This is a genomic window from bacterium (genome assembly GCA_024226335.1).
GTDB lineage: Bacteria > Myxococcota_A > UBA9160 > SZUA-336 > SZUA-336 > JAAELY01.
Window position 1 is genome coordinate 15,845 of sequence record JAAELY010000150.1, and the last position, 13,083, is coordinate 28,927.

Annotated in this window: 9 protein-coding genes; 4 read left to right on the forward strand and 5 right to left on the reverse strand. The window is 62.7% G+C overall.

From position 1 onward, the window contains the following. Window positions 1-41: 41 nt before the first annotated feature. Entirely contained in the window at window positions 42-632 is a 591-nt protein-coding gene (locus tag GY725_07010) for a TetR/AcrR family transcriptional regulator (protein MCP4003928.1), read from the forward strand. Between the two features lie 37 nt (window positions 633-669). On the opposite strand, the gene GY725_07015 is transcribed toward GY725_07010, so the two are convergent. Together GY725_07015 and GY725_07020 are read right to left on the reverse strand one after the other, a co-directional pair. Then, window positions 670-2,208: an AMP-binding protein gene (locus GY725_07015; GenBank protein MCP4003929.1), complete on the reverse strand. Its 1,539-nt coding sequence runs from the start codon at window positions 2,206-2,208 to the stop codon at window positions 670-672. Next, on the reverse strand, window positions 2,205-3,776 hold the full coding sequence (locus GY725_07020; protein ID MCP4003930.1) for an AMP-binding protein: 1,572 nt from the start codon (window positions 3,774-3,776) through the stop codon (window positions 2,205-2,207). Before GY725_07020 ends, GY725_07015 begins: the two co-directional genes overlap by 4 nt. A gap of 65 nt (window positions 3,777-3,841) precedes the next feature. Here GY725_07020 and GY725_07025 point away from each other — a divergent pair, with 65 nt between their 5' ends. Beyond that, on the forward strand, window positions 3,842-5,035 hold the full coding sequence (locus GY725_07025) for an acyl-CoA dehydrogenase (protein MCP4003931.1): 1,194 nt from the start codon (window positions 3,842-3,844) through the stop codon (window positions 5,033-5,035). 20 nt (window positions 5,036-5,055) lie between these two features. Further along, the gene (locus tag GY725_07030) at window positions 5,056-5,838 is read left to right on the forward strand and encodes an SDR family oxidoreductase (GenBank protein ID MCP4003932.1); all 783 of its coding nucleotides are present in this window, start codon (window positions 5,056-5,058) and stop codon (window positions 5,836-5,838) included. A gap of 6 nt (window positions 5,839-5,844) precedes the next feature. On the opposite strand, the gene GY725_07035 is transcribed toward GY725_07030, so the two are convergent. Genes GY725_07035 through GY725_07045 form a run of 3 tightly spaced genes read right to left on the reverse strand, consistent with a single transcriptional unit; the run spans window position 5,845 to window position 11,928 of the window. Then, window positions 5,845-8,055 (reverse strand): DUF3604 domain-containing protein, encoded by a 2,211-nt coding sequence (locus GY725_07035; protein MCP4003933.1) that lies wholly within the window; start codon window positions 8,053-8,055, stop codon window positions 5,845-5,847. Continuing rightward, entirely contained in the window at window positions 8,052-10,427 is a 2,376-nt protein-coding gene (locus GY725_07040) for a CoA transferase (protein ID MCP4003934.1), read from the reverse strand. The genes GY725_07035 and GY725_07040 overlap by 4 nt, the downstream gene beginning before the upstream one ends. A gap of 25 nt (window positions 10,428-10,452) precedes the next feature. Continuing rightward, window positions 10,453-11,928, reverse strand: coding sequence for an acetyl-CoA acetyltransferase (locus GY725_07045; protein MCP4003935.1), 1,476 nt, complete (start codon window positions 11,926-11,928; stop codon window positions 10,453-10,455). A 133-nt stretch (window positions 11,929-12,061) separates the two neighbouring features. On the opposite strand from GY725_07045, the gene GY725_07050 reads away from it, so the two are divergent. Further along, complete coding sequence (locus GY725_07050) at window positions 12,062-13,081, forward strand: LLM class F420-dependent oxidoreductase (GenBank protein MCP4003936.1); 1,020 nt, start codon at window positions 12,062-12,064, stop codon at window positions 13,079-13,081. The last annotated feature ends 2 nt before the right edge of the window (window positions 13,082-13,083 follow it).

Below are 13,083 nucleotides of genomic sequence, written 5' to 3' on the forward strand. Positions count from 1 at the left end.
CTGCCCGTCTTCGCAAGTATTTGAATTCAGGGATATTTCAGGTGAACACCCGGAACCAGAGCAGTCCCAGTACCGGTCGTCCCCGGAGCGACGAAGCCCACCAGTCGATTCTCGACGCGACTCTCGGCCTGCTGAGCGAAGTCGGTTTTTCGGCGATCACCGTCGAGGGTATCGCCGCGCGCGCCGGTGTGGGCAAAGCCACGATCTATCGGCGCTGGCCTTCCAAGCTGCCGCTGGTGGTCGAGGCGTTCGGTCAGCTTCCGGGTTTCGAAGACGTCGATACGGGTGACCTCGCCGAAGACCTGAAGAAGATGCTGCGCACGTATCTGCAGGCCTTCAATACGACGGCGCTGGCGGCGGTGCTGCCGAGTCTCGCGGGCGAGCGCGCGCACAACCCCGAGCTTTCGCAACTCTTCGATCCGGTGAGCAAAGATCGTCGCCAGCCGTTGTTACGCGTATTCGAGCGCGCGGTACAGCGCGGAGAGGTTCCCGGCGATCTCGATATCGAACTGGCTGCGGATCTGGTCGTGGGTCCGATCGCGGTCACCCTCTACTCCAAGGGTGGCAAGCTGCACCCGCGCATGGTTAGCCCGATCGTCGACCTGGCGCTTGCCGGGATCAAACGCAGCTGAATCTCCGCGCCATGCAACCTGAGTTCGAGCGAGGAACTCAGCTATAGCGTTTGCGCAACTCGTCTTTCAGGATCTTTCCCGTCGGGTTGCGCGGCAGTTCAGCGATGAGTTCGAGTTGCTCGGGGATCTTCTGCAGCATGAGACCGCGCTCCTTCAAGAACGCGACCATCTCTGCGAAATCCAGAGGATCGCTTGCATCGCTGCAAGAGACGACGGCGCAGCAACGCTCTCCAGTGTTGGGGTCTGGCAATCCGATCACACCCACATCGGCGATCTTTGGGTGGCTGTAGAGCAGGTCTTCGACTTCCCTGGCGCTGATGTTCTCGCCCTTGCGGATGATCACGTCCTTGAGTCGTCCCGTGATCACGACGAAGCCGTCCTCGTCCAGCTGTCCGAGGTCGCCCGTGCGGAAGAAGCCATCTTCGTCGAAGGCGGAATCGTTCAGGGCGGCATCCAGATAGCCGCGGAAGAGTTGGGGGCCGCGTACGCGTAGCTCGCCTTCGGTGTTCGGACCGGCCAGACTCGCGTCGCCGCGCACCACGCGGATCTCGACTTCGGCCGGACTGGCTCGTCCCTCTGTGTTCGCGAGTTTGTCATCGGGATCGTCCACCGAGTTCATGGCCAGGATCGGACACTCCGTCATGCCGTACCCCGATACGATGCCCACTCCGCCGAGTTCGGTTTTCAGGTCGTAGTGCAGTTGCGGCGGCTTGGGAGCTCCACCGCCGGGAAAACTGCGCACACGCGGGAAAACTCGTTCCGCGCCGGCTTCGCGTTGTGTAGCCAGGTAGGCCTGATGGAATGCGGTACCGGCCGTGGCCTGCGTGACGCCGTTTCGAGCCAGCACGCCGATACTGGTCTTTGGATCGAAGGCCTGTACGAGGATGTGCGCGCAGCCGGAAAGAAATCCCGCGAATAGCCAGCCAATCCCGCCGACGTGGGTGAACGGAAAGACCAACGCCACGCGATCATCGGGTTCGAGTTGTAACGCTTGACTCATGCCTCGCGCAGAACTCATCAGCGTCAGGTCGGTGTGTTGCGCGCCCTTGGGGTCCGCCGTGGTTCCCGAGGTGTAGAAGATCCAGCGCACCGGCGCGTCATCGGCCGAGGTGGCGAGGGGGGCAGGGGGCAGGCTCGCGGGATCGGCTTCGGGCAGAGAGTGATCCGAGATCAGGACCTCGAGACCCGAGCGCTCTTGCGCCAGCGCATGGGCCAGGCCGGGATAGTCGAACCCGCGCCAGTGCGGCGGCACGATCAATAGCTCGGCACCGGTCTGGCGGGTGATGAAACCGACCTCGCGCTCCCGGTAGATCGGCAGGATGGGGTTCTGCACCGCACCCAGGCGGGCGAGCGCGCCGACGAGTACCAGCGATTCGATCCAGGTCGGCAGCATCCACGACACGGCCGTTCCCTCGCGCACGCCGTGCTTCAGAAGGCCGGCCGCGCAGCGTTCGGCCGCCGCTCGATAGGCGGCGAAGTCGAGGCTGCGGTCTTCCTCGTCGATTGCGAAAACGGTCTCGGGTGTCGCGGCCGCCCGGCGCTCGATCAACTGCCAGAGATTTCCGGCTTCGATCATCGCGCCAGGAGTTTCTGCGCCTCTTCGCGCAGAACGAACTTCGTGACCTTCCCCGAGGCGTTCGTCGGCAACTCCGCCACGATCTGCACCCTCCGCGGCACTTTGTAGTTCGCCATGTTTGCGCGACACCACTCGACGATCTCGTCCGCACTCACCTGCTTTCCCGGTGCGGGGACGGCGAACGCCATGCCGACTTCACCCATGCGTTCGTCGGGAATTCCGATCACTGCGGCCTGGGCCACCAGTCCACTGCCGAAGAGCAGGCTTTCGATCTCGGCTGGGTAGCAGTTGAAGCCACCCATGATGAACATGTCCTTGATGCGGTCCGTGATCGTCAGGTAACCGCGCTCGTTCATGATGGCGATGTCACCCGTGTGCAACCAACCGTCGGCGTCGATCGTCGTGTTCGTTTCTTCTTCTTCTTCGAAGTAGCCGCGCATCACGTTGTAACCGCGCACCAGGACTTCACCCGGCTCGCCTCGCGCCACTTCTGCGCCTTCGGGGTCGACACAGCGCACCTCGACGTCGGGGATTGCGCAACCCGAGGTCGTAGAGATCGTCTCGGCGTCGTCGTCGGGCAGGCAGATGCTCACGACGCCGCAGGTCTCAGTCAGTCCGTAGGCTGTGACCACCGTCTCAAAACCCAGTTCCTCGCGCATGCGATGCACGAGTTCGACGGGCACGGGTGCCGCTCCCGTTACGGCCAGACGCAAGCAAGAAGTGTCGTACTTCGCGAGATTGGGGTTCGCGAGCATCGACTGGTAGATGGCCGGCGGTCCGGGTAGCACACTGATCCGTTCCGGTTCGATGCGCGCCAGGACGGCATCGGCATCGAAAACCAGATGCGGAACACAGGTCGCTCCGCGCAGGATCGACGAAACCCAGCCGGCCTTGTAGCCAAAGCTGTGAAAGAACGGATTGATGACCAGGTAGCGATCGCCTTCGCGAATGCCCACGACGCGGCTCCACACGTCGAAGGTGCGCAGCGTCTGAGCGTGAGTCGTCATCACGCCCTTGGGTTTTCCCGTCGTACCCGAAGTGAAAAGGATGTCGGACAGATCGTCGCCGGACACACCGAGCGCTCGTTCGCGTGCCCGCTCCAGCGAAACCTCGGAACCCCCGGCCAGGAAGTCGCTCCAGGCCGTGCCTCCCGATGCCGCGCCCCGCAGGACGATGGTGCCTTCGAGGTGCGGAAGTGTTTCGGACTTCAGAAGATCGAGGTAGTTCGTATCGAGGAAGTCACTGACCGTGCAGAGCAGGCGGGCGCGGCTCTTGCGCAGGATGTACCCGGCTTCCGCTCCTTTGAAGCGAGTGCTCAAGGGCACGAGCACACCGCCGGCCATCTGCAAACCGACCGCTGCGATGATCCACCCGTGGATATTGGGCGCCCAGATCGCGACGCGATCGCCCGACTCGATGCCGCGGGCGATGAAACTGCGCGCGGCGGCAAGCGACGCGTCAGCCAGGGCGTTGAAGCTGAGCTCGACTTCGCCGTCTTCGATTGCGGAAGCCGAAGCGAATCGCTCCGCCGCTCCGAGGATCAACGCCGGAATACTCTGTTCTTGCATACGGGCCGTATCGTATCGTAATGTAGCAAGCGTTTCCAAACGAGAATGAACGCCGAAAGGACCCCGTGGACATCCGCTTCTCCGCAGAAGATGAGGCGTTCCGCAAAGAGATCGCCGCCTGGCTGGCCGAACAGCTCAGCGGCGAGTTTGCATCGGTGCGCGGCCGGGGTGGTCCGGGCGATGAGCACGCGATGCTGGACGAGCGCCGCGCCTGGGAGAGGCGTCTCGGTGAAGCGGGTTGGACCTGCGTCGGCTGGCCGCAGGAGTACGGCACCCGCGGTCTGAGTTTGAACCAGCAGGTGATCTACTACGAGGAGTACGCGCGCGCCGGTGGGCCGGGGCGCGTGGGATACATAGGCGAAGGCCTGCTAGGCCCGACCCTGATCGCCTTCGGAAGCGACGAATTGAAGCGGCGTTTCCTGCCGGGCATCGTGAAGGGCGAGCAGATCTGGTGTCAGGGCTACTCCGAGCCGAATGCCGGTTCCGATATGGCCAATGTGCAGACGCGCGCCTACCTGGATACCGGCACGGATGGCGATGAATGGCGGATCAACGGTCAGAAAGTCTGGACGAGTTGGGCGGCCTGGGCCGACTGGTGTTTCGTGTTATGCCGGACCGATCCAGATGCGAAGCCCAAGCAGGCGGGGATCTCCTATCTCCTGGTGCCGATGAAACAGGACGGTGTCGAAATCCGTCAGATCGTCCAGTTGACCGGCGACTCGGAGTTCAGTGAGGTCTTCTACAGCGATGCCCGAACGGCGGCCGACAACATAGTCGGCGAGGTCAACGGCGGTTGGAAGGTGGCCAATGGTACGCTCGCATTCGAGCGCGGTGCGGCCACTCTGGGTCAGCAGATGGCCTTTGCAAACGAACTGCAAGAGATCATCGCGTGCGCAAAGCGCACCGGCGCTGCAGACGATCCGATCATGCGACAGCGCATCGCGGACGCCTGGATCGGACTGCGCATCCAGCGATTCCACGCTCTGCGCACGCTTTCCGGCGCGGAAAACGCGCAACTCGGTCCCGAGGGGATGATTACCAAGATCTTCTGGGCGACCTGGCATCGCAATCTGGGAAAACTGGCGATGGACGTTCTGGGCGCGGAGTCCGAGATCACCGAAGGTGCTCCCTATCAGTTGACGCCGCTTCAGCGCATGTACCTGTTCACGCGCTCCGACACGCTCTACGCCGGAACCAATCAGATTCAGAGAAACATCATCAGCGAGCGGGTGCTGGGCCTGCCGCGCGAACCCCACTAATCCGAGTCAGGTCGATTTTCATGAGCAAGTCCGTTCCGCCCTATGTCGCTGGTCATCAGCTTCTCGAGGGAAAGACTGTATTGATCACCGCCGCTGCGGGTACCGGAATCGGTTTCGCAACGGCAAAGCGCTGCATCGAAGAGGGTGCACGCGTGATGATCAGTGATCTCCACGAGCGCCGCCTCGCCGAGGCCGCGGACAGCCTCGCGAAGATCGCAACCGAGGCCCCTGCGACCTGTCTGTGCAATGTGACCGTTCAGGAAGAGGTACAGGGACTGATCGAGTCCGCGATTGCCAAACTCGGCCGGATCGACGTGTTGATGAACAACGCCGGACTCGGCGGCATGGCCGATGTGGTCGATATGACCGATGAGCAATGGGACGGCGTGCTCGACGTGACGCTGAACAGCACCTTCCGGATGACCCGCGCCGTACTGCCGCATATGATCGAACGCGGATCCGGCTGCATCGTCAACAACGCATCGGTGCTGGGCTGGCGGGCTCAGAAAGGGCAGGCGCACTACGCCGCTGCGAAGGCGGGCGTGATGGCGCTGACGCGCTGCGCGGCACTCGAAGTCGCGGACCACGGCGTGCGCATCAACGCGGTGTCTCCCAGTCTCGCGACGCATCCGTACCTGAACAAGGTGACCCCACAGTCCCTGCTCGACGAACTCGAAGCGCGCGAAGCTTTCGGTCGCGGTGCGGAACCCTGGGAAGTCGCGAACGTGATGGTCTTCCTGGCGAGCGACTACTCGAGCTATATGACCGGTGAGGTCGTCTCCGTCAGCAGTCAGCGAGCCTGAAGCCGCTCAACTCCCCGCCTGATCCACGAAGATCGGAGACGACCAGGCGCGCTCGCGGACCGATGAGGGACAACCTCCCGCATCGACGTCTTCGGTCGTACAGAGGTCGACCGAGATCGCCTGGCCCTGTGCGTCGAACTCGGTGGAGAGCGGCGCGCCACTCAGCGCCATTGAGGGTTCCTCGAGAGCGCGCACATAGTAGAGCGCGTCGCGTCCGGACGATGTGAACTCGGAATCTTCGAACTGGAAGACACAGCCGTCTTCTCCGGACGGGCACTCGAAGCGCCGCCAGGGATCTTCGATCAGGGGCGCCGGGTCCTCTCCTTCATCGAGTTGGGGTCGGATGCGCACGACTTCGATCGCCTCGATGCGCCGCCGTCGATCGCCCGGGTGGTAGCACTCGTCGCGACACAGACGCGTGAGTCGTTCACTGCTGAGAGCATTGCGACTCGTTTCCGGACATCCGGGTTTCTGTTCGAACGAACCGACTGCGCGCACCTCAAAACGAGGGTTCTCGCGCATGCGATGCTCCGATCCCATCGGGGACGGGCCGTGTTCGGAATTTTGCAGATCGAACCAGAGCAGGATGCGCGGACCACTCGTGCCGTAGACCTCGCGTCTCTGCAGGGCGTCCCAGATAGCCTCGCGACTGCCGTCGGGGGCGTGTACGGCGGCGAGTCCGCTGGGGAAGAGGAAGCTCAGTACTCTCATATCGCTCCCGCGTATGCCGATCGCCTCTCGCCTGGGTGGCTCTGGCTGACGCGGGTCTTCCATTTTGCTTTTGGCCAGAAGCGAGAGCTGATTGAACGGAAATCCGGGCGAGCCGCGCTGATCGCTGATCATCGAAGGTTCGAGCTGCTTGTAGCTGGCGCCCGGCCGACCCGAATGAGCATCGCTCGAGCCTATGAATCCGTAGCGGAAACGCCGCTCGCCGCCGTCGTTCTGTGTAAGCGACATGGCGTACTGAATGCTCTCTTTCGGTCGGTAGGAAAACGAAGGCTTGAAGCAGTCGCGGCACTGGCCGCAGTCGAGCCAGTCCTCCGGAGAGCTGTCGGGAAAGATATTGTGGGGCCGTGTGTAGACCTGTGCGGCGTAGTCCCGGGCCTGTTGTACGCGTCGCTCGCACTCATCTTCTGCCAGGTCCCCGCAGCGCTCGCGCATGATCTCACCGGCCTGCCAGCAACACGGCAGGTAGTTCGCGCTCGGCTCCGGGCACACGTGCTGACCCTCGGAATCGATCTCGAACTCGTTCCAGGTGCGAAACTGCTCGGAGTTTCCGTGTCCGGACATCACTTCGATCAGTTTCATGTAGTCGGCGTCGAAGTTTTTTGCCCAGAGATGTTTGTCGATGGTTGTGGTCGCGGGTGTGTAGGTTCCCCAGGCGGTTCCGTGCGGAATCGATAGCGCCGGAAATCCCCATTGGTCGAGTTTCTCGTGTAACTCCGCCGGTGTCGGGGCGATCTCGTGACAGGTTTCGGGAAGTTCGCGCGTGTCGATTCCCTCGGGGCAGATCGTCTGCTCGCTCACCCGTGTCAGATAGTCCACGTAGTCCGTGTGCGCCTGCCACGCATGAGGGCCGAGCCAGCGCGCGCCCGAGATCATGTCGCGCATCGACAATAGAAGGGGAGACTTGTCACCCGAGGAGATCGGCCGCGCCGGTAGTTCATCATCGGCATCTCCCGGGTAGATCACGCAGCGATGTCCGTAGTGTTGCTCCGGTGTCAGGCCCGCCTGACTCCACTCGAAGCCCATGAATGCAACCAGGTCCGGGTTCGCCGGGTCTCCCGCGCGAATATTGCACTCGCGAACGCTCTGCTTTGATGTCTGCCAGTGCTCTGGAAGCAGCGACTCCGCATGATCCGTCAGCGCGTAGAAATCCAGATTGGCGCAGTGACGTGCGAAGTCGCAGGCATCATTCGGAGGATGTGCGCCTTCGCCACCGATGAGTGGCAGCGAGAAAAGGAATCCGTCCCAGGAGTACGAGCTGTGTACGTGCAGATCGCCAAACAAAATGCGCTTGGCACTCGTCCCGGCCGGGGCGGTGTCGCTGCGGTCCAATAGCTGCTTGTGCGCTTTGGCTTGTGCATCTTTCTGGGCGGCCAGCGCGGCGTCGCTGCGGCGGTCGCCTTCGATCGCATCGTCCCAATGTGGGTCGGCGCCGCAGCCGACCAGCAGAGCCACACCGAGCCAAACCGATATCCAGAAGTGGAGTTTCATTCGGACTTTGGCCCCTCGAGCACCCCGGCTGCAAAAAGTCGATCGATCTCGGCGTCGTTCATGCCGAGCAGTTCCGAGCAGACTTCGCGCGTGTGTTCACCGATCAGCGGCGCCTGGGAAATGATCGGTTCCGGAATCCCACTGGCCTTGAAGAACGGTCCCTCGAGGCTGAGCTTGCCCAGTTCTTGCTGTTCGATCAGTCGCGGGAAGCCGCGTGCCTGGAAGTGGGGATCGTCGAGCTGGTTGGTGCCCGTGAACACGGGTCCGGAGGGTACTCCGTGCTCTTGCAAGGTGCGTGCGAGTTCGTTTTTGTCGAACGTGCGCGTCCACTCGCGCAGGCCCTGGTCGATGCGATCGTGCGCTGCGATGCGTCCCTGTGCGCTCTCGAGAGCCGGGTCGAGTGCCCAGTCCTGATCGCCCACGGCTTCGCGCAAACCAAGCCACTCCGCATCGTTGCGAACCGTGATCACGCACCACTGTTGTTCGCCCTCACAGGGGTATACGCCCCAGGGGGAGCCGCGCTCGTTGCGATTCCCTCGGGCTCGTTCACTCCCCGGTTCGAACGCGGACTTGAGCAGCACACTGTCGAGCATCCCGATGACGGATTCGATCTGTGCAATCTCGGCGTGCGATCCCGCGTTCGTTCGTTCTCGCCGGATCAAGCAAGAAAGAGCGGCGATCGCACAGAGGCGACCGGCGAAGTGATCGGGAAAGATCGAGCCGGCCCCGGCCGGGAAGTCCTGATCGTCGTAATTCCACAGATGCGTCAATCCACCTAGTGGTTGAGTGCTGGGTCCGTAGCCGATCCAATCCGCCCACGCGCCTCTTGAACCGAGCAGTTGACTGCTGATCAGCGAAACTCCCGGGTTCAGTTCGCGCAGCTTCGTGAAACCCAGCCCCAGGTTTTCCATCGTGCCCGTCGAGTTGTTCTCGATCACGATGTCGGCCAGGGTCACGAGGCGCTGCAGGATCGCGATGCCTTCCGGGGACTTGGCATCGACGCCAAAACCGCGCTTGCTGCGACTCGACGATGCGAACGGCGCACACATCTCGCCTCCGATGACCACGCGAATGAAGTCGGGATAGGAGCGCGACTCGATCTTCAGCACGTCTGCACCGTATTCGGCCAGCAACCGGCCCGCCTCGACACCCACGCCGCCGATTCCAAAATCGAGTACGCGTAATCCTGTAAGGGGCTGGGCCGCGGCAGGTCTGGGTGTCTCGGGTTTGGGGCGGGGTGCACCGGGTTCGGTTTCGTTTGCTCCCAGTGCAGGTGCGGCCTTGCGGAAACCCTGGCGCGCACCGTCAAATTCAAAGAATCCCGCGGCGATCGGACCGCGAAGTCCGGGTGCGACTTCGGTTTCGACGAAGGTCTTGCGCGAGACCAGGTGTTCGTTCTTGGGCACTTCGTCCGGAGTCAGTACCGGAGTGCAGACGATCCCGCGCTTCTGCGCCTCGATGGACGCTTCTTCCATGGTCATGCTCGCGAAGTGCTCGGTAAACACCTCCGCCAGTCGCGGCGCGATCATGATGCGGGCGATGAAGCTGTCCAGGCCCGGATCCTGAAGATCCTCGGGATCACCAATCCACTCGCGCATCGATCTCCACTGCCGGGGACTCAGGATCACGAGACGCACGTAACCGGTCTTGCACGCGTAGATCTTGTAGATCGGACCCGATCCGGCCCGCACTTCGACTGCGTCCAGGCCCGTCGCCTCCCGTGCAGCGCTGGCACTCGGGAACGACCAGTCGATCGTCTGGGCCACCGCTTCGACCGACGAGACATCCAGGTGTTGCCCGTGTCCCGTCTTCAGGCGCTGCCAGTAGGCGAGAAGAGTGGCGTAGGCCGCAGCCGTGGCCGCAGTGTCCTCTGCCATGGTCGCGGGCGGAATCAGTGGATCTTTTTCAGGGAGCCCGGCCTTGAAGACCATGCCGCCCATGGCGGCCAACACGGAGTCCGTCGCGAGCCAGTCCCGATAGGGCCCGGTCTGGCCGAAGTGCGAGATCGATGTGACGATCAGATGTGGGAAATTTTCGCATAACTCCGACGGATCCAGTCCGAGACCTGCAAGTGTTCCGGGCGCCGACGATTCGATCAGCACGTCGGAACTCTCCAGAAGCCCGTGCAGCACCGCGCGATCGTCTTCCAGGTTCAAGTCGAGCACACGACCGCGCTTATTGAAGTTGCGACACGCAAAGTGCAGGCTCTCGCCGCGATGCAGGGGCGGGTGGTTTCGCGACTGCGCGCCCCCCGGGGGTTCGATACGGGTTACATCAGCACCCAGGTCGGCGAGGAGGCGACCGCAGAGTTCTCCGTGGCCGTCGGCGAGATCGACGATGCGAAGGCCGGCAAGGGGTGAGAGTTCAGACATCGACCAGATCCTCCTGTCGGGGGAGTCAGAGAACGCCCAGCAGAGATTTCTGCCGCAGTTGCGCGTTGCGCCCGACGAGTTCTTCTCTCGTCAGCCTCTCGAGTAGCTCACGGTCTTCACTTACCGCCCAGGTGCGTGCGCCGTCCTCGAGTCTGCACGCGAAGATCGCGCGGGAGACTGCGCCGTCGACGTAGGTCGAGGCATAGGATTCAATTGTCGCTTCGCCGTCGAAGTTCTCTTCGAACTTGCACCGCGAAAGCGCTTCGATGGCCGGACTGAGTTCCTCATAGCGGAAGCCCTGTTCCGGAGGCCGGGTGGAGTAGACGCCGAAGGCGTGATTGCTCAAACAACCGCCGACACCTGTGATCAGGCCAAAGCTCCCGGGATCTTCGCGCAATTGGTTCATCATCGTGGCAGTGGCGTGCAGCACATAGCTATTGAACGGCCCGCCTGCGAAGCTCAAGCCGCCCGTGATACTCAATGCTCGATCCGCGGGAATCTCCAGGGCCTGTGCGGAAAGCTGAACCGCGGAGGGAAAGCAGCTGTACAGGTCGAGGTAGCGGATCGCGTCGAGTTCGAGTTCGACGAGTTCCAGGGCGCGACGTCCGGCGATCTCCATGGCCGGCTCGCGATCCATATGGAGACGATGGGACAAACCCGGAACCCCGCTGCACTCGGTCGCGGCATGGGGAAACACGAAACGCTCCTCCGAGATCCCGTGGCGTTGCGCGGCCTCGACCGAGCACAAGATCACGCTCGCTGCCTGGTCGACGACCATGTTCGAGCACATGTACTTCGTGTACGGGTAGGTCGTCATGCGATTGTCAGCAGACGGCGTGCGGATCTCTTCAGGGCTGAGTGCTTTCTTCGTCCACGCGTAGGGATTGCCCAGTGCGACCTCGTTGAACCTGGACCAGAGTTCCGACAGGTACCTGGAGTGTTTGTCGGGGGTCCGGCCCGCGCGGAATCTCAGGGCGTTTTCGATCATCGCGAACCACTGTGTGGGGATCAGCAGGCCGAGATCTCGTTCCGGGCGTTGTGGCATCGGTCCGGTCAGGCCTACCGTCAGGTCGGGCAGCGCATCGCTCTGCTCGATTCGCTGCAGCTTCACGCCCGCACGCCACGCGCGTCGCTTGCTGTGTTCGGCTTCGGCGCCCGCGATCACCACGATGTCTCGTTCGCCGCTCGCGATTTCGCGGGCCGACGCGCTGATCAGCTTCTGGACCGTCGTGCCGCTGATCACGCCCAGAGCCGTCTGAGCTCCTTCCGCGCCAAACCGCTCTTTCAGGATCGCGCCCGGGTCCGAGTACTCCCAGAGCCCCTGGAGAATTCGCACCGAGTCTGCGGCTCGCAAAAGGTCTCGCGCCCCTGAGTCGTCGGCCGCACACTCTGCGGCTGCCTGCATCAGGTCGAGGGGCTCCGCACCGTCGAGCGGATCGTCGACACGCTGAACGAGCTGACCACAGCCCACCAGGACAGGTGTGCGCGGGTCCAAGCTCATGGGCCAGTGGACGCGAGATTTCCGATCATGAGATCCTGAGTGTATCAAGTGCCGGGTCCACACTGGGTCCGGCGCTGGGCTCAGATTGGACCCAGGACGGATCCGGGATGGATCCGGGACGGGGAGGAAGAATATGGCGTCGCTCAAGCTCGGAATGCAGCTCGGCTACTGGGGGGCACAGCCGCCCGCAGATCCGATCGGTCCCGCCGTCGAGGCGGAGAAGATGGGTTTCGACTCCGTGTGGACGGCCGAAGCCTGGGGTTCCGACGCGTTCACGCCATTGGCGTGGATCGGTGCCCATACCTCACGCATCAAGCTGGGCACCTCGATCGTACAGCTTTCTGCCCGCACGCCGGCCGCTACCGCCATGCACGCGCTGACGCTCGATCACCTTTCGAAGGGTCGCCTGATCCTGGGACTCGGTGTTTCCGGACCGCAGGTCGTGGAAGGCTGGTACGGTCAGCCCTTCGCCAAGCCCCTGTCGCGCACACGCGAATATCTCGACATCATCCGGCAGGTACTGCGCCGCGATTCACCGGTCGTGAACGACGGACCGCATTACACGCTGCCGTACACGGGAGAGAACGCCTGGGGCCTGGGCAAGCCGCTCAAGCCGATCACGCACCCGTTGCGCGCCGATATTCCCATCTATCTGGGAGCGGAAGGCCCGAAGAACGTCGAGCTTGCAGCCACGAGCTGCGACGGCTGGCTGCCGCTCTGGTACTCGCCTTATCGGCAAGGGGTCTACGCGGATTCTCTCAAGAACGCCAAGCCGGGTTTTGAGATCGCGAGCATGATGATGGTCAATATCTGCGACGACGTTAACGCCGGTCTGCAGCCTTACAAGGCGTCGCTGGGTTTCTACGTCGGTGGAATGGGTGCGAAAGATCGCAACTTCCACAAAGAATTGATGGCGAGAATGGGCTATCCCGAAGCCGCGCAGAAGATCCAGGACCTGTTTTTCGAAGGCAAGCGAGAAGAAGCCATCCAATCGGTTCCCGACGAATTCGTCGACGAGATCAGCCTGGTCGGCCCGAAGGACCGCATCAAGGACCGGATCAAGGCCTGGGAAGACAGTCCGGTGACCACCTTCCTTCTACCCGGCAATGACATCCACACGATGAGGACGATGGCCGAACTGGTCGGAACCTGATT